The 21,143-nt window shown below is 37.7% G+C and carries 19 protein-coding genes and 1 pseudogene; 9 read left to right on the forward strand and 11 right to left on the reverse strand.

Annotated elements, in window-relative coordinates; translation table 11 throughout:
- Positions 1-3: 3 nt before the first annotated feature.
- Complete coding sequence (locus tag BI291_RS01285; protein ID WP_074495664.1) at positions 4-4,194, forward strand: transporter substrate-binding domain-containing protein; 4,191 nt, start codon at positions 4-6, stop codon at positions 4,192-4,194.
- Between the two features lie 44 nt (positions 4,195-4,238).
- Here BI291_RS01285 and BI291_RS01290 read toward each other — a convergent pair whose 3' ends face one another.
- The 3 genes from BI291_RS01290 to BI291_RS01300 form a co-directional block, all read right to left on the reverse strand.
- Positions 4,239-4,865: a TetR/AcrR family transcriptional regulator gene (locus BI291_RS01290; RefSeq protein WP_074495666.1), complete on the reverse strand. Its 627-nt coding sequence runs from the start codon at positions 4,863-4,865 to the stop codon at positions 4,239-4,241.
- Positions 4,866-4,954: 89 nt separating this feature from the next.
- Positions 4,955-8,068 (reverse strand): efflux RND transporter permease subunit, encoded by a 3,114-nt coding sequence (locus BI291_RS01295; RefSeq protein WP_074495667.1) that lies wholly within the window; start codon positions 8,066-8,068, stop codon positions 4,955-4,957.
- 12 nt (positions 8,069-8,080) lie between these two features.
- Positions 8,081-9,244: an efflux RND transporter periplasmic adaptor subunit gene (locus BI291_RS01300; RefSeq protein ID WP_074495668.1), complete on the reverse strand. Its 1,164-nt coding sequence runs from the start codon at positions 9,242-9,244 to the stop codon at positions 8,081-8,083.
- 208 nt (positions 9,245-9,452) lie between these two features.
- On the opposite strand from BI291_RS01300, the gene BI291_RS01305 reads away from it, so the two are divergent.
- Both BI291_RS01305 and BI291_RS01310 read left to right on the forward strand, forming a co-directional pair.
- The gene (locus BI291_RS01305; RefSeq protein ID WP_074495670.1) at positions 9,453-10,091 is read left to right on the forward strand and encodes a hypothetical protein; all 639 of its coding nucleotides are present in this window, start codon (positions 9,453-9,455) and stop codon (positions 10,089-10,091) included.
- Positions 10,091-10,846: a DUF3307 domain-containing protein gene (locus BI291_RS01310; RefSeq protein ID WP_074495671.1), complete on the forward strand. Its 756-nt coding sequence runs from the start codon at positions 10,091-10,093 to the stop codon at positions 10,844-10,846. Before BI291_RS01305 ends, BI291_RS01310 begins: the two co-directional genes overlap by 1 nt.
- Here the strand turns inward: BI291_RS01310 and BI291_RS01315 are convergent.
- The 4 genes from BI291_RS01315 to BI291_RS01330 all read right to left on the reverse strand — a co-directional run bounded on the left by BI291_RS01315 (position 10,843) and on the right by BI291_RS01330 (position 13,514).
- Complete coding sequence (locus tag BI291_RS01315) at positions 10,843-11,136, reverse strand: hypothetical protein (RefSeq protein ID WP_074495672.1); 294 nt, start codon at positions 11,134-11,136, stop codon at positions 10,843-10,845. The genes BI291_RS01310 and BI291_RS01315 overlap by 4 nt on opposite strands.
- Before the next feature lie 141 nt (positions 11,137-11,277).
- Positions 11,278-12,450, reverse strand: coding sequence for a metallophosphoesterase (locus BI291_RS01320; RefSeq protein ID WP_074495674.1), 1,173 nt, complete (start codon positions 12,448-12,450; stop codon positions 11,278-11,280).
- Between the two features lie 127 nt (positions 12,451-12,577).
- On the reverse strand, positions 12,578-13,135 hold the full coding sequence (locus tag BI291_RS01325) for a hypothetical protein (RefSeq protein ID WP_074495677.1): 558 nt from the start codon (positions 13,133-13,135) through the stop codon (positions 12,578-12,580).
- Position 13,136: 1 nt separating this feature from the next.
- Positions 13,137-13,514 carry a PadR family transcriptional regulator gene (locus BI291_RS01330; protein ID WP_254849498.1) on the reverse strand — a complete coding sequence of 126 codons (378 nt, stop codon included), beginning with the start codon at positions 13,512-13,514 and terminating at the stop codon, positions 13,137-13,139.
- A 259-nt stretch (positions 13,515-13,773) separates the two neighbouring features.
- On the opposite strand from BI291_RS01330, the pseudogene BI291_RS18520 reads away from it, so the two are divergent.
- The 3 genes and pseudogenes from BI291_RS18520 to BI291_RS01340 all read left to right on the forward strand — a co-directional run.
- A pseudogene (locus BI291_RS18520) lies at positions 13,774-14,877 on the forward strand (PAS domain-containing protein); the annotation flags it as partial.
- 321 nt (positions 14,878-15,198) lie between these two features.
- Positions 15,199-15,531 carry a methyl-accepting chemotaxis protein gene (locus BI291_RS18660; protein WP_286272977.1) on the forward strand — a complete coding sequence of 111 codons (333 nt, stop codon included), beginning with the start codon at positions 15,199-15,201 and terminating at the stop codon, positions 15,529-15,531.
- Between the two features lie 149 nt (positions 15,532-15,680).
- Positions 15,681-16,577, forward strand: coding sequence for a DMT family transporter (locus BI291_RS01340; protein WP_139302527.1), 897 nt, complete (start codon positions 15,681-15,683; stop codon positions 16,575-16,577).
- A gap of 23 nt (positions 16,578-16,600) precedes the next feature.
- Here BI291_RS01340 and BI291_RS01345 read toward each other — a convergent pair whose 3' ends face one another.
- On the reverse strand, positions 16,601-17,005 hold the full coding sequence (locus tag BI291_RS01345) for a DUF1801 domain-containing protein (RefSeq protein WP_074495730.1): 405 nt from the start codon (positions 17,003-17,005) through the stop codon (positions 16,601-16,603).
- A 36-nt stretch (positions 17,006-17,041) separates the two neighbouring features.
- Positions 17,042-17,389, reverse strand: a complete 348-nt coding sequence (locus tag BI291_RS01350; protein ID WP_074495682.1) for a Fis family transcriptional regulator — start codon at positions 17,387-17,389, stop codon at positions 17,042-17,044.
- A 239-nt stretch (positions 17,390-17,628) separates the two neighbouring features.
- Here BI291_RS01350 and BI291_RS01355 point away from each other — a divergent pair, with 239 nt between their 5' ends.
- From BI291_RS01355 to BI291_RS01365, 3 genes are all read left to right on the forward strand, one after another.
- Complete coding sequence (locus tag BI291_RS01355; protein WP_074495735.1) at positions 17,629-19,125, forward strand: S10 family peptidase; 1,497 nt, start codon at positions 17,629-17,631, stop codon at positions 19,123-19,125.
- Positions 19,126-19,368: 243 nt separating this feature from the next.
- Positions 19,369-19,620: a DUF3081 family protein gene (locus BI291_RS01360; RefSeq protein WP_074495685.1), complete on the forward strand. Its 252-nt coding sequence runs from the start codon at positions 19,369-19,371 to the stop codon at positions 19,618-19,620.
- Positions 19,613-19,828 (forward strand): TIGR02450 family Trp-rich protein, encoded by a 216-nt coding sequence (locus tag BI291_RS01365; RefSeq protein WP_074495687.1) that lies wholly within the window; start codon positions 19,613-19,615, stop codon positions 19,826-19,828. Before BI291_RS01360 ends, BI291_RS01365 begins: the two co-directional genes overlap by 8 nt.
- 58 nt (positions 19,829-19,886) lie before the next feature.
- On the opposite strand, the gene BI291_RS01370 is transcribed toward BI291_RS01365, so the two are convergent.
- Both BI291_RS01370 and BI291_RS01375 read right to left on the reverse strand, forming a co-directional pair.
- Positions 19,887-20,621, reverse strand: coding sequence for an SDR family NAD(P)-dependent oxidoreductase (locus tag BI291_RS01370; protein WP_074495690.1), 735 nt, complete (start codon positions 20,619-20,621; stop codon positions 19,887-19,889).
- Positions 20,575-21,009, reverse strand: a complete 435-nt coding sequence (locus tag BI291_RS01375; protein ID WP_074495693.1) for a thiol-disulfide oxidoreductase DCC family protein — start codon at positions 21,007-21,009, stop codon at positions 20,575-20,577. Before BI291_RS01375 ends, BI291_RS01370 begins: the two co-directional genes overlap by 47 nt.
- Between the last annotated feature and the right edge of the window lie 134 nt (positions 21,010-21,143).

Here is a 21,143-nt window from a genome sequence, read left to right on the forward strand (position 1 = left end):
ATTATGCTATTTCGCGCTATAAAACTGCTGATTATCGTTGTATTTTTTTCAGTTTCACTCACTCAAGTAAGTGCTGAAAGTAATCAACAGATCACGACTAAGGTTTCTTTATCCGAGGCTGAAAAACAATGGTTAATCAACAACCCAGTAGTCGTTGTTGGTGGAACTCCAGATTGGACCCCGTTCAACTTTAGTGATGTTCAAGGACAATGGCATGGTATTGCCAAAGACTACCTTGATCTCGTTGCTCAATACACAGGGCTTAATTTTAACGTAGAAATAAACCCGTGGCATACCAACTTAGCTCTAATTCAATCGGGTGATGTTCATATTTTAGGGTCTGTTTATAAAACCAAAGAAAGAGAGTTATTTCTAAATTTTTCAAAGCCTTATTTTTTTGCATTAGATTATTTTTTTATTAGAAAAGATTTAGAAGTATATGACTTATCAGACCTCAACGGTAAACGTGTAGCACTACCTAAAGGTTATGCACATCAAAAAATAATAAAAACACACTTCCCTCACATTAAGATTGTTGAAGTAAACACCTTCGGTGATGCCATTGACGCGGTTTTAGAAAATGAAGCGGATATGTTATATGACACATACGGCGCTTTAATTTACACCTTAGAAAAAGAAGGAATAAATACTATTGTGCCATTTAAGTCTACACGGCATATAGGAAAAAATCCGATCCATATTGTCTCACATAAAGACCACCCTGAGCTTGCTAGCATCATTCAAAAAGGGCTAGATGCCATTACCGTTGAGCAACATCGGCAAATACAGCTTACTTGGTTTTCACCGCCTACGGATACTGTTCTAAAAATACCGTTAACCACTGAAGAGCAACAATGGTTGGCTGAAAATCCAACGGTAAATGTTGCAGGTAATTTCAGTTTTCCTCCTATTGATTACACAGAACAAGGTAAACCTGTTGGCTTTGCCCATGATTTATTAACCCTGATCACTCAACGTACTGGCTTGCAATTTTCAACAATAAGTTACCCATGGACAGAGGCATTACGTAATACAAAACAGGGCAACGCACACTTACTACCAGCCATTTATCAAACCCCCAAGCGTGATGAAGATTTCATTTTTTCAGATGAGTATTACAAATCTCTCGATTACTTTTTCTCAAAAAAATCGTTAGACATACGGAAAAATAACACGTTAGCAGGCCTGACAGTCGCAATAGTGAAAGATCATGCAGCGAGTTCGATAATCAAAAAACAATACCCAAAATTAACGATCGTTCATAAAGAGACATTACGAGAAGCAATACAAGACGTTCAAGAAAATAAAGCAGACTTAGTTTATGATGGTTATAGCGCGATTCAATATCATATTACCAACAATGGCATTGTTAACTTTATTGCACAAAGACCAATCGCGGGCACGCAATCTACGCCGTTAAAAATGGCAACAACAAAACAAAACGGTCCGTTAATTTCCATAATCAACAAAGCCCTAGCCTCAATAACAAATGATGAACAAAATAAGCTTCTTAATAAGTGGTCATTAAGTACTACAAATAACTCAAGATTACAAAAGCTATCTTCATTAACACTTACGCTTGAAGAAAAACAATGGTTGCGTGATCATAAAACATTAAGTCTAGCGATAGATCCTAACTGGATGCCGTTTGAATCTATCAATGAACACCAGCAACATATCGGTATAGTGCCTGATTACCTTTCAATTATCGAAGAATTACTTAATATCAAATTTAAACGGCTGCCCTCCGAAAGCTGGCAAGAAAGTAAAACCTTCCTCTTAACAAAAAAGGCAGATATTGGTACCGCCGCTAATACTTACAAGCCGCTTGAACATTTACTTTTTACAGACAGTATTATCAGTAGTCCTTTTGTCATCGTGATGCAAAATGAAGAAAAATATATTGATAACATCACCCAAATATTAAATAAGCACATCACCCTGATTAATGACTACTTCAGTACACAAGATTTAATCGACCGATTTCCTGATAAAAACTTTCAATTAGTGGATAACGCGGCACAAGGGCTTGATGATTTGTCATCAGGTAAAACAGATGTTTTTATTGCATCGCTAGCCCAAGTAAACTATTTAATCGCAGAGCAAGGTTACAGTGGCTTACGTGTTGTCGGCAAAACTACTTACAACTTACCATTACGTTTTACCATTCAAGAAGAATTAGCACCACTGGTGCCTATTATTAATAAAGCATTAAAAAGCATCAGCACGGCAAAAAAACAACAAATAGTTGATAACTGGGGAAACAAAGAACCAATTATTCGCACTAATTACCAACTTATTTTTCTTGTTCTCATTATTGCGAGCCTAATAGTTATCATTATTTTTCTTTGGAACAGACGATTACAACAAGAAGTACTGTTGCGCACAAAAACACAGCAATCACTAAAACAAAGTGAAAGAAACTTATCTGTTGTCATCGATAATATTCCCGTCATTGTTTTTGTTGCAGACAGGCAAAGTAACGTTTTATTAATGGCAAATAACCATGCGATTGATGAATTAAATATTGATGAAGATAACCTTGGAGCCTTCTCTAGTCATCAATTTTATCAAGGTGACATTGAGAATGTCCATGATGAGCAAGTGACAATATCAACGTTAAAAAACAACACTATCGAGGGGTTACTTTCTGTTATTCCCATTCGGTATCAACACAAACACGCCCTGTTATATATTATTGTAAATCTGAACGAACGTGTTGTTATGGAGCGAGAGTTAGAACAAGCAAAAACTAACGCCGAAAATGCCAATAAAGCTAAATCAGAGTTCCTTGCTAATATGAGCCATGAAATTCGCACCCCAATGAACGCTATCATTGGCTTTACTGAGCTTCTCTATGAGCAAATTCAAGACAATAAATTAAAAGGCTTTGTTAAAACCATCAAGTCTGCTGGCAGCTCATTGTTACTGTTAATCAACGATATTTTAGACCTTTCAAAAATTGAAGCAGGTAAACTAAGCATCTCAAAAGACGTATGCAACCCACATAATATTTTTGAAGACATCAGCCAAGTGTTTACCATGAATGTGCGCCAAAAAGGCTTAGACTTTATGCTTGAGGTTGATGAAAAAATTCCGCATTCGTTGTTACTTGATGCCACTCGCATTCGGCAAATTTTATTTAACCTCGTAGGCAATGCTGTAAAATTCACCGATACAGGCAGCATTACATTGCGCGCCACAGCTGAGAATGAAAACAGCATTCATAGCACGGTTGATTTAAGAATTGACGTTATAGACACAGGCATTGGCATACCTGCCGATACAGTCGAGCATATTTTTGAAAGTTTTCAACAGCAAGAAGGACAAAGCGTTAGAAAATATGGCGGAACCGGTTTAGGACTAACCATTAGCAAAAGATTAACTGAGCTAATGAATGGCAAAATATCTGTGCAAAGCCAAGTAAATAAAGGGTCGTGTTTTTCAGTTTATTTAAGGAAAGTCGATATTTGCGCGATTGATAATAATCAACAATCAACATCGGTTAAAGCCGCTGATAAATCTATTGTATTCGATAAAGCAAAAATATTACTCGTAGATGATATTCCTGACAATCGTCATCTATTAATCGAAATATGCAAAACATTAGCAATTGAAACACATGAAGCTTGTAATGGTTTAGAAGCGGTCAACGCTGTAAAACATCAAACATTTGATTTGATTATTATGGATATCAGAATGCCTGAAATGGATGGCTATCAAGCAGCAAATATTATTAATAAATCACACCCTAAACTGCCAATTATTGCTCTAACGGCTTCCGTCATGCGTGATGATTATGAGCGTCAGCGCCGAGAAAACTTTACCGGATATTTAAGAAAACCAGTACTAAAGCAAGAGTTAATCAATGAGTTAAAGACACATTTACCTTATCAAGAGTTATCAGCCGATAAAGAAAAATCAAGTGATAATGTATTTAGCAAATCATTATTACAGCACTTACAAGTAACCTATTTAACTAGTTGCCAGCAATTGATGCAGAATAATAATTTGAATGAAATTTCACAATTTTCTCAAAAACTGCAACAAACAGCCGAACATTACCAAAGCGAAGCTTTACGTCATTTTAATGCTGATCTTCAACAAGCGGTTGATAGTTTTGACGTGACAGAAATAAAAGCCTGTTTACAGCAGTTTTGCCAAATGTGCCGCATGGATGATAACCCGCAATAAAATAGTAAATTAACGCTTTTTCAGCTTTACCCGCAACCTGTCGGTTATTTTTCCTCAAATGGCAATAACAGCGTTTTCATCGCAGGACGTAACGCAAGCAAAATACCTTTTTTATCAATTGAAGGATTTAGTACTCTGCGCAACAATAACCCACCAATCATAGAAAACATTACCTCTATGCGTGCATCTACTTCACGCTCAGTTGCCTTTTTTAACGCACCTCTACTTCCAACGAGTAGCTTACGCATTTCGTGTCTTGCATGTGTATCTGACTGTTGTAATAAACTTGCAATTTTATCATTGCGCGCCGCTTCCGATAACATTTCTAAATGTAAAGCCTTACTCTTCTCAGCATTAGTATGACGTTCAACGGCTTCATCTAAACTGTCAACCAAGATCGCGATGAGATCGCCTGGCTTATCGCCAAATTCTTGAAACAATGAGATCATTTCTTCCATATCTCGTTGAATAATTGACTCAATAATCGCTTCTTTACTCGCGAAATAATTATAAATATGACCCGCGCTCATACCGGCTGTTTTTGAAATTTCAGCCATACCTGCGCCATGATACCCCTTTCGTTTAAAACATTCAGCTGCCGCACATAACACTTGATTTCGTCTGGTTTCAGCTAACGCAGGATCAGCATGCTTTTTAGTTTTTGCGGTCATAACCACTCCACACTTTTAAGTGCTTAAGTGATGCATATTGTTCTGCATCACTTAAATCACAAACCTATAGTTAAATTTTGCAATGCAGCCTACGCAACATGCTTTCCTGGAAATACTCTTCTTACCAATACAAAGAACATCGGTACAAAAATAACGACTAAAATTGAAGATGCTAAGGTTCCTCCAATGACAGAAATACCTAAAGCATTTTGCGCTCCAGACCCGGCACTAGAAGCTATTGCTAATGGTAAAACACCGCATATAAATGCCATAGATGTCATCAAAATAGGCCTTAAACGCAATCGAACCGCATTAATAGCGGCCTCCACAAGAGGCATACCTTCATCCATTTTATGAATAGCAAATTCAACAATGAGAATCGCATTTTTGGATGCTAACCCAATAGTTGTCAATAAACCTACTTGCAAATAAATATCGTTTGATAAATTAGCTGTGAACGCAGCTACTGCTGCACCAAACACACCTAATGGTACAATTAACATAACCGCAGCCGGCACAGACCAACTTTCATATAGTGCCGCTAAACATAAAAACACCACTAATAATGATAATGCATATAACAATGGAGCTTGCCCACCGCTCAAACGTTCTTCATATGAAATACCTGTCCACTCAAAAGCGATACCAGGCGGTAGTTGTTCAACTAATCGTTCCATTTCATCCATTGCTTGCCCAGTACTATAACCAGGAGCTGCAGAGCCTTGTATTTCCATCGCTGAAAGCCCGTTATATCGCTCTAATCGTGGTGAGCCGTAGGTCCAATATGAGCGTGCAATCGCAGTGAAAGGTACCATTTTACCTTCATCGTTACGCACATACCATTGATTGATATCTTCTGGCACCATTCGCGCTTCAGCAACACCTTGTAAATACACTTTTTTTACACGTCCGCGATCAATAAAGTCATTAACATAACGACCACCCCACGCAGTAGATAAGGTATTATTAATATCAGCTTGCTTAACGCCTAACGCTTCAGCTTTCGCTAAATCAATATCAAGTTGTAACTCAGGTTTGTCTTCTAACCCATTCGGACGAACACCAGCTAAAATTGGACTTTTTGCTGCCATACCTAAAAGCATATTTCTTGCGTCTAGCAATTTTTCATGGCCTAACCCAACACGATCTTGCAAAAACAAAGTAAAACCATTAGCTGTCCCTAATTCAACAACCGCAGGGGGGGGGAATGCAAAAACAAATGCTTCTTTGATTGTAGAAAAATACCCCATGGCTTTTCCAGCCACCGCACCTACAGACAAGTCAGGGCGTTGACGTTCATCCCAGTGTTTAAGGTTTACAAAACCAATAGCAGCATTTTGGCCTGAACCAGCAAAACTAAACCCTGCAACACTAAAAATTGAATTAACCGCTTCAGATTGATCTTCTAAGAAATGGCGCTCCATTTTTTCTACCACGGCTAGCGTTTGTTCGGTCGTTGCACCAGCAGGTAAACTAACTTGATTAAACAAAATACCTTGATCTTCATTCGGTAAAAATGCTGAAGGTAATTGCGAGAATATATAAATCATGCCACCAACAATTAAACCGTAGCATAATAGGTAACGTTTACTTTGTTTGATCATTCGGCTTACAAAACCTTGCGCACCGTGATTTGTTTTATCAAAACCTCTATTAAACCCAGTAAAAAATCGACCAATTAAAGAGGAGTTATTATGCACATGACTAGGTTTTAACATAGTTGCACATAATGCAGGGGTTAAAATTAACGCCACTAGCACAGACAAACTCATAGCAGTGACTAATGTAATAGAAAACTGTCGATAAATTACCCCAGTTGAACCAGCAAAAAAGGCCATAGGAATGAACACCGCAGATAGGACCATGGCAATGCCAACCAATGCCCCTTTAATTTCATCCATTGACTTTCGTGTAGCTTCAAGAGGTGACAATTTTTCTTCTGTCATCACTCGTTCTACGTTTTCTACCACAACAATTGCATCATCAACTAATAAACCAATAGCAAGCACCATGGCAAACATGGTTAGCGTATTTATGGAATAGCCAAAGACTTGCAAGATAGCAAAGGTACCTAACAATACCACGGGCACCGCAATTGTCGGGATCAATGTCGCACGAAAGTTTTGTAGAAAAAGATACATGACTAGAAAAACTAAGACCACCGCTTCAATCAGCGTACTCACAACTTTTTCGATCGATAATGACACAAAAGGCGTGGTGTCATATGGAATGACACTTTCTAACCCTTCTGGGAAAAAAGGTGCTAACTCGTTCAACGCATCTTTAACCCCTTGGGCGGTATCAAGTGCATTGGCACCACTGGCAAGTTTTATACCTAAACCTGTAGCAGGGTTACCGTTAAAACGAGCCACTACACCGTAGTTTTCACCGCCAAGCTCCACGGTTGCTACATCTGATAAACGAACCACTGAACCATCTGTGTTGGTTTTAACAAAAATATCACGAAACTGTTCTGGGGTTTGTAACCGGCTTTGCGCCGTAACAGTTGCATTTAGCTGTTGTCCAGAAACCGCAGGCAACGCGCCTAACTGCCCTGCCGATACTTGCGCATTTTGCGCTTGAATTGCAGCGCTAATATCCCCTGGTGTCAATTGATATTTATGCAGCATTTCAGGTTTAAGCCAAATACGCATTGCATACTGAGAGCCAAATAATTGAACTTCACCCACACCATTAACGCGTGAAATAATATCTTGTACATTGGATGCAACATAGTCGCCTATGTCGATATTATTCATACTGCCGTCTTTAGATACAAAACCTAACACCATTAAGAAATTTCGTGCTGATTTTGCAACCGTCACACCTTGCCGTTGTACTTCCTCAGGTAATAAAGGTGTTGCTAACGACAACTTATTTTGCACTTGAACTTGTGCAATATCTGGATCAGTATCTGCATCAAACGTTAAGGTAAGTGTTGCTGCACCATTAGACTCTGACGTTGATGACATATATAGCAAACCATCTAAGCCCTTCATCTTTTGTTCAATAACTTGCGTTACTGTATCTTCTAGAGTACGTGCTGATGCACCTGGGTAAATAGCTTGTATGCTAATCGCTGGGGGTGCAATCGATGGATATTGTGCAATGGGTAGACTTTTAATGGCTAAAATACCTGCAAGCATAACCACAATAGCAAGTACCCATGCAAAAATAGGTCTGTCGATAAAAAAGCGTGACATATTACTTCTCCGCTAAGGTGCGCTGTTTGATGATTGTGCTGGAACAGGTTTGACAGGGGCACCACTACGTACTTTCTGTAAACCTTCTACAATAACTTTATCACCGTCTGACAAGCCTTCACTGACTAACCATTTCGACCCCATTGTTCTATCTACTACTAACACACGTGGCTCAACGGTATTTTCTTTACTCACAACGAGCGCGGTAGGTTGACCTTTTGCATTTCGGCTAATACCACGTTGTGGTGCCAATATCGCATTTTGCTTTACTCCTTCAACAATAACAGCTCGCACGTACATACCCGGCAATAATAATTTATCTGGGTTTGGGAATTCCGCACGTAAAGAGACAGAGCCAGTGCTAGGATCTACGGTGACTTCTGAAAATTTTAACGTACCCGTATGCGCATAAGTACTACCATCTTCTAATAACAACTCGACTGAAGAGTGTAAATCAGCATCACGGGATAATTTTCCGCTAGCAATCGCTTGCTTTAACCGTGTCAATTCATTACTTGATTGTGTTAAATCAACATAAATAGGGTCAAGTTGAGTAACCGTCGCTAATGCGACAGATTGATTTGCATTTACTAAAGCACCTGCCGTTACAGTAGACTTGCCAATTTGGCCACGGATGGGCGATAGCACCTTGCTATAATTTAAATTAATTTGCGCCGTTTTAAGCTGTGCTTTTGTGGTTAATAAATCAGCATTAGCGCTTTTGAAAGCTGCATCGGCTTCGTCGTATTCTTGCTGACTTACCGCTTTAGTATTCAGCAAGTTTTTATAACGCTGCAATCTTGCTTTAGTATTCGCGATATTAGCCTCAGCTTTTTTAATTGCCGCTTCACTTGTGGCAACTTGTGCTTCAAAAAGTGCAGATTCAATTTGATAGAGTGCTTGCCCTTTTTCAACTTCTGCACCTTCGATAAAGAGCCTATTTTGTATAATACCGTTTACTTGCGGACGTATTTCAGCGATTTGCGAAGCCACAACACGACCAGGCAATTCTTTGGTAAGCGTGACAGTTTTACTGTTCAAGGTAACAACACCAACAGGTATTGCTTGTACTGTGCCGGCATTTGATTGGGCCTGTTCTTCTTGCCCACAACCTGTAAAGAGGGCTGTTGTTACAACAACCGAAAAAACATAAAAAAGAGTTCTAATTCGTTGCATGGTTTTACCTTAAACTTAGAATGAACGATCATTCTAAACCAAAATCTTAAAAATAAAAACACTTCCCATGCTTTTAAATGTTTAGTTTTGTCATTATAACGCTTTAAATAGCAACTATATTTGGTTGCAAACCAATAGGCAATCAAATATAGTTGCAAACAACCATGCAACTCAATATAGTTGCCTTATAGGCAAAGTGAGGTAGTAAATGATCGCAGTACTGACCGGTGACCTAGTAAATTCAAGTAAAATGTCTACGTCGATTTATACTCAAGTTGTAGACCATTTAAACGATTTACTGATAGAGTCACAAAAAACCTATCAAGCTAGTGGTGAAATATATCGTGGCGATGAGTTCCAAATACATTACCCTGAGCCTATTTATGCATTAAAAAGTACCCTATTAATCAAACTTGCATTGCATATCGCTCAATACGTAGATAAACCAATACAATGTACACTGTCTTTGGCATACGGCAGTTATGAAAACTATAAAGACAAGCCCAATACTTCTTCAGGCCCTGTTTATATTGCATCTGGAAGAATGTTAGCAAAAACACCTAAAGGTGATTTATCGCTAAGTGTTGAACAAACTACATCAACAGCTCAATTAAAGTTACTCACAACATTTTTGAGCCACTTGCTCAATAAATTAACAAAAACCCAAGCGGTTCTATTGTATCAATACATTGAAAGTGACTTTACTGAACATAGGAAACTAGCCAAAATAACAAACACCTCACGACAAAACATCAGTAACAGATTAGCGAATATTGGCGGGCACCTTGTCAGAGATTACATGCAGTTTATTCATCGAGAGGTTTTACAATACAAGGAATTTACATAATGGAAATATTGCTTTTATTACTTACGGCACACTTCATTGGTGATTTTTATTTACAACCCACACACTGGATTTCTTGTCGTAATCAGCACCATTATGCCTCTAACGGGCTTAAAAAGCATTGCTTAGTACATACGCTATTAAACACGCTTGCTCTTTTCATCCTTAACATAGCGTTCATGCCAGCGATTATAGCCATCATCGTCATTACGCTTTCTCATGCTATCGTTGATCTGTGGAAGTCATACCGACCAAATACACTCGGGTATTTCTTACTTGACCAAGGTATTCACCTCGCCATTATTGGTTTAATTTCAGCTTATTTAAATGAGATAACTTTATTACAGTTGCTACAATTTGCGACAGAGCAATTAACCGCAGCCAATATTATTATTGTTATGGCCTATTTAGTAGCATGTAAACCCGCTTCCATCATTATTTCTTTAGCGCTAAAAAGACATACGGAAACATTATTAGAAACCAATAAAAATGCTCAGAGTAATAACACAGGACTTATTTCAGCTGGTGCTTGGATAGGTTATCTTGAACGCTGTTTGGCGATTTCATTTATGTTTACCGGGCAATTTATTGGTATTGGCTTTTTAGTGGCTACGAAAACCATATTTCGCTTTGGCGACCTCACGAAAAACCATGATATGAAGCTCACAGAATATATGTTATTGGGTACGTTATTAAGTTATGCCATTGCATTTTTAATTGGTTGGAATGCCATCGAAGTATATCAATGGCTAAATTAAGGTGTTGACTGTTGCTTGTTAGCAGAAAAAAGAAAGCGGTATAATAAGTAAACGGGTAATAACATCATTAGCTCACCTAGCAATATTCCTATCGTCACTTGTGCATTCATGGCGCCAGACTGAATGGTTGACCATACCAATTTATACAAGGCCCAGTCGCTATAAAGTGTAGGGTTAAATTGATACACTTCTCGATAAATAGTCATCAATGTCATAGGCTTTATTAATTGCAATGCGACAAATGTTGCTATGCATAGAAACGCATTCGCCCATTGATGCTTTTTTTGCATCGTACTTACCATCACACGACCAAACCTTTATAACGAAAGACTATTATGCCCATTGACCGATTTATTCAAAACGATAAATGTTATCAATTAATAGGATTGTAAATGACCATGTTCAAAATACAACCCTACTAACCATTTGTATTAAAGTTCTTTTTTACTACCATCAGCTAATAAACGATAAAATAAACTATCTTTGATTAACAGACCTTCTGAACTTCTAGATGGAAAGTGTGTTTCATAATCGCTTGGATGCCTTACATCAATTGCCACAACTTTACCTCGATATAGTTTTTGAACTTGCCATTGAATCGTGTGGCCAACGATCACCGCTGTTGCTGAAAACTTATCTAACCCTTGCTGCACCTCTTGCTGCGTTAAATCATCTTTAAAATACCCTCGATACCAAGAAGGTCCCGTTTTATTAGACACTAAAAAGTCATCATCGTCTGCATTTAAACGCGTAAGAAAAGGTTTTCGATAATGTGATCTGACTATTTGATTTATCTGGTCTAAATCATAATCAAATTCACTCAACTTAGGATGTATGCCACCATGAACAAACAAATAACCATTAATTTTTTCTATGCTATTTTTACTAGCAAGCCATTTACCAATAAACGAACTTTCATCATAAAGCTCTGCCTGTGTTTTGCCTAACATTGCAGCAATATAAAGATATTTTTGTGATGCGCTATAGAAGTTAGCCTGTAAATTTTTTATTTCATGATTACCTAGAATATAATGTACATGCCCACCCTGCTTTTTCGCTTCTTGCTCTAATTTATAAATTAGCCACAAAACTTGTGTTACCGAGTTTCCGCGATCAACGAAATCACCTACCAACACTAAATGCCCTTGGCCAAATGTCCATGTTAAAGAGCTATCAATAACACCGTGAATAATCAAAAAATCACGAAACGCCTTATAACCCCCTTCTATATCTGAAATTGCTAACATTGGTTTGTTATCTTGATAGGTAGTTGGTGGTACTTCAATACGAGAGTTTATCGTAATTGGAATTTCCTGCTGTTCTAAAGGGAAATATGCCATTGCTTTAATATCCTCATTGACAGAATATTGTTGGCTATCACGATAAAAACCGCCAGATTCTTTGCTTCCTCTAACATAATTTACCGTCAGAGTTTGCTCATCAATAAAAATATGAGGCCCTTCCTTATCCAGCGTATAAGCCAGACGATTTTCGTTAAAATGTGCTTCAGCTCCGTGATATATACCAATCGCTACAACCAGTGAAAACACAAGAATGAAGGTGATAAAAAAATGTTTAAGATTCGTTTTTAGTACATTGAACATATAAACTCCTTTGTTCGAAGATTATTTTTAATCCCCAAATTGTAAATTTCAGACACGACTTACCCGCATCACAGAGTCATTACTCTGTGATCAACAGACCCGTAAATATTTTTCTTAAGAGCAGTAGTTAGGTGATTATTCGTTTTAACGCTGCTAAAATTTTCGTGGTTAAACCCGCGATAAAACCACCAGATAATAACGCGATGGGAATAAGCCAATAACCAAACACCTCTTGCGACTGCGGAAAGTTATGCTCTGAAATAGTAATCGTAATACTATTACCTTGTGAAGCTGACCAAACGCCAACCGCTTCAGGCATCACTAATTTGCACAAGCCAACAACGATTAAAAATAATGAAATACCATAGCCAACAAAGGCCATTGTATAAAATAAGCTTTTTGTCACACCCCGCTTTACTTTTTGTATCGCGTTAAAACCTTCTGGTGGTGGTGCCCCATTTACTACGTGTTCAACATATTGCTGAGCTAAAAGCCTGGGTTCACCAAAACCGTCAAGGATCACTTGTGCATTTGAAGGCTTACCTTGTTGCTGTTGTAATTCAAGTGCATCATAAAGGTGGCTTTCAATTTCGCGGATCACATCGTTTGCGTCACTTTTATCTAACCGCGATAAATAAATAGATAACGACTTTAAATATTGGTTAATCAATTCTCGTTCAGACATATTATTTTCCTTGCGCTTTATTTACAAAAGTAGGTTGTGCAATTAATGACTCAATATCTTGTACTGACTGACGCCATCGACTGGCTAAAGCAGTTAGCTTTTCTTCGCCTTGAGTCGTTAAGTGATAATATTTTCTCGGGCGCGTATCTCCCTCTTGGTGCCATGTAGCTTGTATTACACCATCGCGTTTTAAACGATCGAGTAATGGATAAAGCGTCCCTTCTGTTATTTGCATCGTTTCATAGCCATGCAATAGTTTAAGTAGCTCTAACCCATACAATTCTCGCGCCTTAAGTGCCGCAAGTATCACTAGCTCGAGCGTACCTTTGCGTAGCTGCACATCCCACTTTTCATTCTTTTGTTCTACTATATCTTTCACTGTTAATATTCCTATTCACACGCCGAGTACAAGGTATTATGCACAGCACGACACCTTGTACTACATAGTAAACAACTATAACACACTTACTTTGTAGTACAAGGTACTATTTTAAAATTATTCCATCCATGCAAAATACAATAACAGTAGTGTAAACAGCAGGGTTCAAAGGAGTTAGAAACTAATTTACCTGCTAAGTAGCAGATTTTAAAAAGTTTATTATACTAATATTTACCAGGGACCGATTGAGATACGAAACGTGTTAAGTTTTTTAAAAAACCAAAATGATGATGTTGTTACCGCCATAAACAAATGCCAAGCAGTCATTGAATTTGATTTACAAGGAAAGATTAAAAACGCAAATAATAACTTTCTCACACTAATGGGCTATCAAAAACAAGAAGTAATTAATAAACACCATTCAATGTTTATTGATCAAGAAACCGCGCAGAGTAGTGAGTATCAACAGTTTTGGCAACAACTGCGACAAGGAAAATCGCAAACAGATCAATTCAAACGTATTACTAAATCTAAAAAAGAAGTATGGATCCAAGCATCTTACACACCAATCGTCCATCAAAATAAAGTACAACGTATCATTAAATTTGCTTCAGATATTACCGAGCAAGTCATGAGGAATGCGAGTAACCAATCACAAATTAATGCAATCCATAAAGCCCAAGCCGTCATTGAATTTACGTTAACCGGCGAAATTGTTGATGCCAATGAAAACTTCTTATCATTAATGGGATACCAGTTATCCGAAATCAAAGGTAAGCATCACCGTATTTTTGTTGATCCGAATGAAGCAAATTCATCAAGTTACACCCAATTTTGGGACTCATTACGTAATGGCAATATACAAACGGCAGAATACCAACGGTTTACCAAACATAATGACCCCGTATGGATCCATGCAACCTATAATCCAATATTAGATCCTTCTGGCAATGTGATTAAAATAGTAAAATTTGCTAGTGATATTTCAGCACAAGTTGAACAGCGAAAAGAATTCTCAATGTTGTCTGTTGTCGCGAATCAAACCAGTAACGCTGTACTCATTACGGATAAAGACAGACGAATAAAATATGCAAATGAAGGCTTTACACAAATGTTAGGCTATTCAGAAAAAGAAGCACTGGGTCATACGGTTAGAGAATTAATTACAGGCAACTACACTGACGAATCAACATTGGCCAGAATAACAGCGGAACTCGAGGCACCTAATGCCTTTTATGATGAAATTCAGGTACATGACAAATACGACAATCCTAGTTGGGTTTCGGTAACCAGCAACCCTATTTTAGACGAAAATAATACTCATACCGGTTTTATGGCCATTTTAGCCAACATTGATAAAGTAAAAACAACCGCATTAGAGTTTGAAACACGGTTCAATGTTATTTGTCAGTCACTTCTCTTTGTTGAGTGGGATGCAAGCAAAAGCCTGCTCAGTAGCAATCATCTACTACAAAAATTTGCCAACATCAGTAAAGAAAACGAGCGAGCAAGCCTAGCCAATTTAGATACCTTAATCAACCTTGATGAATTAACAAAGCTTGCTGATGACAACACAATAATTAAAGAATTTGATTTAGCGATATCAGGCAGTAACCAAATGATAGGCCTAGCCGCCACTTTTGCCGTTATTAAAGACGTACACGGCGATATTCGAAAATATGTGATGTTTGCAAACGATGTGAGCAATAGACGGCAAGTTGTCAATAAAAGTGAAGATGTCACAAATGGTTTGATTAGTTCAGGCAATAGCATTTCAAAAATGGTAGAGACTATTAACGCCATTGCTGAACAAACGAACCTACTTGCGTTAAATGCTGCAATTGAAGCGGCTCGAGCTGGCGATGCTGGACGAGGGTTTTCAGTTGTTGCAGATGAAGTCAGAAACTTAGCACAAAAAGCCAGCACCAGTGCAGATGAAATAAACCAAGTGGTCGCTAAGAATCAACAACTCGTTAACGAGTTGTCTGACGAAATTTCTAAATTGAAAAAAAATTAACATCATCAATACCTCAATCATATTACCGCAGCCAAGATAGCAATTACGTTACATATAGCCTTGTAACGTAATTGTTTTGGGTTACACACAAGCGACGAAATGCGTTAACATAGCCTGCTGATAATATGCTCTACTCAAAAGCCTCATACATGAATAGCAACCACGGTAAACAAAGAAGACATAAACACTCATCGCAAAAATCTCTGTTATCGTTAGTATCATTAACATTATTAACCTTAATAGCTTTTGCTGGAAACTCAGTGTTATGCCGACTCGCAGTAAAAGAAGGCTATATTGACCCAGCAAGCTACACCAATATTAGACTTGTTGCTGGCGTATTCGCCCTGTGGTTAATTTTTCTTTTCACCCATAAACCAGCAAAATTAACAGTAAATAAAAACAATTGGTTAGGTGGCATCAGTTTATATTTATACGCAATCACCCTTTCTTACGGTTACTTAACGGTAGAAACAGGCATTGGTGCTGTTGTACTTTTTGGCGCTGTTCAAGTGACTTTAGTGTTATTTTCTTTTATTAAAGGACATAAAATTAGTTTATTAGAATGGTTAGGGTTGTTAATTGCCTTCATTGGCTTTGTTTATTTAATGGCAGACGAATTAGGACAACCGTCATTAATCGGCTTAATATTGATGACAATTTCAGGGATAACTTGGGGAATATATACGCAATCTGGCTTAGATGGTCTAGCACCTATTCAAAATACAACAGCAAACTTTACTTGTACTATTCCACTTATTTTGGTTTCTATGTTCCTGATCACCACCGAAGTTTCATTAAGTTTTCAAGGTATTATTTTAGCCATTATTTCGGGGGCTGTTACCTCAGCAATAGGTTATGCACTTTGGTATAACATATTACCTTCCTTTACTTCTATTCAAGCGGGTGTGGTACAACTGCTTGTGCCTATTGTTGCAGCTATCGGTGGCGTTATTTTTGTTAATGACGCTATTACGATAAAACTGTTTATCGCCTCACTATTAGTATTGGGCGGTGCAGCGCTAGTCACGTATGGAAAACGCGCTTAACGCTAACTAAAAGGTAAAAATTACTATTGACCCAATAACGGAAGGTGCTTTATCTGCTGATAAGTTAAAGCTAATGTAAGACAATGAGAAATAACGTTTTTAGGTAAAGGTGATGAACGACTTAGAACAATCGCCCGGTTACCTTGAAACTCAAGTTCATCAGGATATAGCTCACGAAAAGTTGCAACTAATGTAGTATTGCAATTAAAAAAAAGGAAATAATTTTCTGGTATTTTTTCTTTCCAATCCATTCGAATTGGGCTACCTGACTTCACTGAATAACTAGGCTCTCCCCATTTAAGTGACTCGGTCACTTCCTCTAAATCTAACGTTGATGCCAATTGTAAAATCATTGTGCGAACTTCAATAAGTAATGTATAAATATCGTCAGGGTACCAATCAAATTTATCTTTTACCTTTTGTTCCATCATTAGCCTTCCTTCATTATCAACTCACCTAACTTGTTATTGTTTTGCTAACCTAATCGCCCAATTGCCGCCATGTTGAGCTTCACACGATTGTTCTGTATCGAATGATATATGTTTAGTGATGTTTTTTACCTTAATACCAAGATTAATAAGCTCAATCTCAATACGCGATTCTAGTGACTTACTTTGCGCTGAACCTTGATAACTCTGCAAGTTATCATTGGTATCAAACACACAAACAATCTGTAAGCTGTGTGGAAAATTAGCATAGTTCACGGTATGCGTTAACCACATAAAACCATGAATATCTATTAACGCTTTATTACAAACATCGGTTAAACCGATACGAAGTTGGTTTTCAATTTTTTTATCTGTTTTACGCATAGGGCAATTGTACCAGTGATGTTCCTACTAGATTAACATCTTACCATTGATAAGCTAAAGCCTTACTTAACGAATAAATGATCAATACATACAATAGCATATGGCCATTCTGTTATTCGCCTCAATTACTGCGCAATTTGACTAATTAATATAGTTAAAAATGAGTGATTGTGTATGCTGATATCATATCAAAACAATAAGGACACATTGTGAACGTTCGTTTATTAACTGTTTTATCGTTGATACTATTTTTAGTACAACCTGTACAAGCAAAAAACACCTCAAAAAATCAACTTGAGGCTGACAACGTAGTTGTCACCAAGCACAGCACAAAGATTAACGGTAAGAAAGTCGCTTATACTGCAACAACAGGCACTCAGCCTGTGTGGGATAAAGACGGCAATCCAACGGCTAGTCTGTTTTATACTTACTATCAACGCAGTGATATAAAAGATCAGGCATCACGCCCATTATTAATTTCTTTTAATGGTGGCCCTGGCTCAGCTTCTGTGTGGATGCATGTCGCTTATACTGGCCCAAAAGTATTAAATGTTGATAACGAAGGTTATCCGTTGCAGCCTTATGGTGTTAAAACTAACCCTTATTCGGTACTCGATGTTGCGGATATTGTGTTTGTTAACCCTGTAAATACAGGCTTCTCTCGCGTTTTACCAAACGATGAAGGTAAGTTACCTAGTCGCGACAAACAAAAATCAATTTTTTTTGGCGTCAATGCAGACATTAAATATTTAGCACAATGGGTTGAAACGTTTGTTAGTCGCAATAATCGTTGGCGCTCACCTAAATATCTCATTGGTGAAAGTTACGGTACAACCCGAGTTTCAGGTTTAGCGCTTGAATTACAAAATCGCCAATGGATGTATTTAAATGGCGTAATTCTAGTGTCTCCGACTGGCATTGGTATCAAGCGTGACGGTCCCGTTAAAGCAGCAAATCGATTACCATACTTTGCCGCTGCTGCTTGGTATCACAAAGCATTACCAAATGAGCTACAACAAAAAGACTTACTTGAACTTTTGCCAGAAGTTGAACAATTTACCATTAACCATTATATTCCAGCACTCGCCAAAGGTGGCTTTATCGACGCAAATGAGAAACAAAACATCGCGCAACAAGTTGCCAAATATTCAGGCTTAACGGTAGAAGAAGTGCTTAATAATAATATGGACATCAACCCATCTTATTTCTGGAAAGCATTATTACGAGATAAAAAGCAAACGATTGGCCGTTTAGACTCACGCTACTTGGGTATTGATAAAAAAGCCAGCGGTAGTCGCCCCGACTATAGTGCTGAATTAACCTCATGGTTACACAGCTTTACGCCAGCAATAAATTATTATTTGCGAGAAGAGCTAGGCTATAAAACAGATTTAAAATACGCGATGTTTGGCGACGTACACCCATGGGATAGAACAAACAACAATTCCGGTGAAAATTTACGTCAAGCAATGGCTCAAAATCCATACTTAAACGTTATGGTGCAATCAGGCTATTATGATGGCGCAACAAATTATTTTGACGCAAAGTACACCATGTGGCAGCTAGACCCTAGCGGTCAGATGAAAGATAGACTGTCTTTTAAAGGATATCGCAGTGGTCATATGATGTACCTACGTTATGAGGATTTAAAACAATCAAATCAAGATGTACGAGAATTCATTATCAATAGCATTCCAGCTAAAGATAAAGCCGCTAAGTACACTTTAAAACCCTAGATATCTCTTTTAGGTTAGGGGGCTTCCCCTAACCTTTCCTCGATTTACTGCCCTCTGGTGGTAAGTAAACACATCGTTAACCTTAAAAAAATAAATACTTTCTTTTTAATAATCCAAAAAGAGTATAAAACCGTATTATTCAACAGGTATAAATTATCATTAATCAAACGGCTTACCTTTAACGTTGTTTGATGATAAAACAACGTTAACGCTTTACTTCTATGCACGTAAATACGAGGCTCTATGAAACTAAATAAACACCTACTTGTTTTTAATCACATTATTAGTCATGGTGAGCATAAAGATGGCAAGTATTGGCTTGAAAATTTATCCGCATGGCATGATCTTGACGGCTATACATGTTTTTTGGGTTACAAAGATTTAGTCATGACCATATACTTTCACAATCGATTTAATTTTGATTATCAAGACAAACAAACCCTCGAAAAATTTCATCGTATAATCGAACGTTACGAGTTAGACGCCCATGAATAAAATTGCACCGAAATCGTTACTGCATAGCAAGTGGACTAAAACACATATTAACAATAAAGAGAAACACTTTAGCGTAGTCAGCATCAGTTTTGATGAAGATCAACGCGTGGTTGAATGCGTGATACAAGCAGTGATTAATCACAATGAATATATGATTGATTGGCGTGAACTAAAAGACAGCTCGCAATGGAAAATTGGTTGGAAATAGTGAGTTGGCGATTATCAGACTACAATCACTAACTAAACAGTTATTCACAAACAATAAGCTACCAGATAATAGTCTCACCTTGCCAATCCAGATAACTTAACTCGCCATCAATTGCTAAGTCATCAATAATGGTTAGCAATTGTTGTGCGACAAACATACTCGTAAACAACTTCCCTTTTGGCACATTTTTTTGAAAAGGTTTAGACAAAGGAGAATCGGTTGTTCCAGGGTGAAAGGCTATAATTTTTATATTTTTTGCTCGGCGTTTTAACTCGATCGCTGCTGATTTTAAAAGCATATTTAGCGCGGCTTTAGCGCTGCGATAGCTATACCAACCACCTCGTTTATTATCACCTATACTACCTACCCTAGCACTAAAAAAAACAATTTTACAGTCTATGTTTCCGCTGAGAATAACGGTTAAATGTTTAAGCCATAACATGGGCGTAATTGTATTGACTAAGCTCACTTGGGCAAAGCTTTCAGATGAAAAATCTTCAAGCCTTTTTTCAGGTGTGTATTGATCGTTGTGTAAAAAGCCATGACAAATAAATATACGCTTGATCGCATAATTTCCTAGTGTCGCCACTACAGCTTGTATATCACTCTCTCTATACTGTTCTACTTCAATTAATTTAGCATCATAATAAAGGTCGCTTTGATAGTACTGTAAATTTCTCGATATCAATATCAACTGGTGCGGTGATTGCTTTATATACAGCTTTGCTATTGCTTTAGCAATTTCACTATTCGCGCCAACAATTAATACGGCTTGTGGGGTAACAGGTTCCATTTTCACAATGTGCTTTTCCTATTCCTAAGTAACGATGCAGAAATGAAGAGATAGGTTGTCGATATTTTGCTATAACCAAATAACTAACATTAGCGATTTGTTTTATCGCTGGGAACTTAAGTGGTGCAACATAAATCCCTTTTCCAACCATCCTCCATGCTTGATAAGTTACGTCTAATGCCTGCAAAACTTTACCTTGGTATTCACCGTGTAAAACCCGTAAAGCAACCTTTGTGTTAATGTGCGGGTAATTTAATGAAAAGTTGTCATGGCGTAAATTCACTAACTCAATCACATTGTTTTTATCACATTGCTTTAATTGGTTCATTTCAGCGCAGCAAAGCGGACAATAGCCATCATAGAATATCGTTAAAACGTTATTTTTCATTTTCAGCTTATACAACAAGTTATACCCAACATACGCGGTAAAACTGTTTAAAGATCATTTTCACGAGAAATTGTTATCAACGTGGGCTTCATTGACACGGTGTGTTGCGATAAAGAAATAGTGGAAGCTTAGCT

Source organism: Thalassotalea sp. PP2-459, assembly GCF_001913705.1.
Taxonomy (GTDB): Bacteria; Pseudomonadota; Gammaproteobacteria; order Enterobacterales; family Alteromonadaceae; genus Thalassotalea_C; species Thalassotalea_C hakodatensis.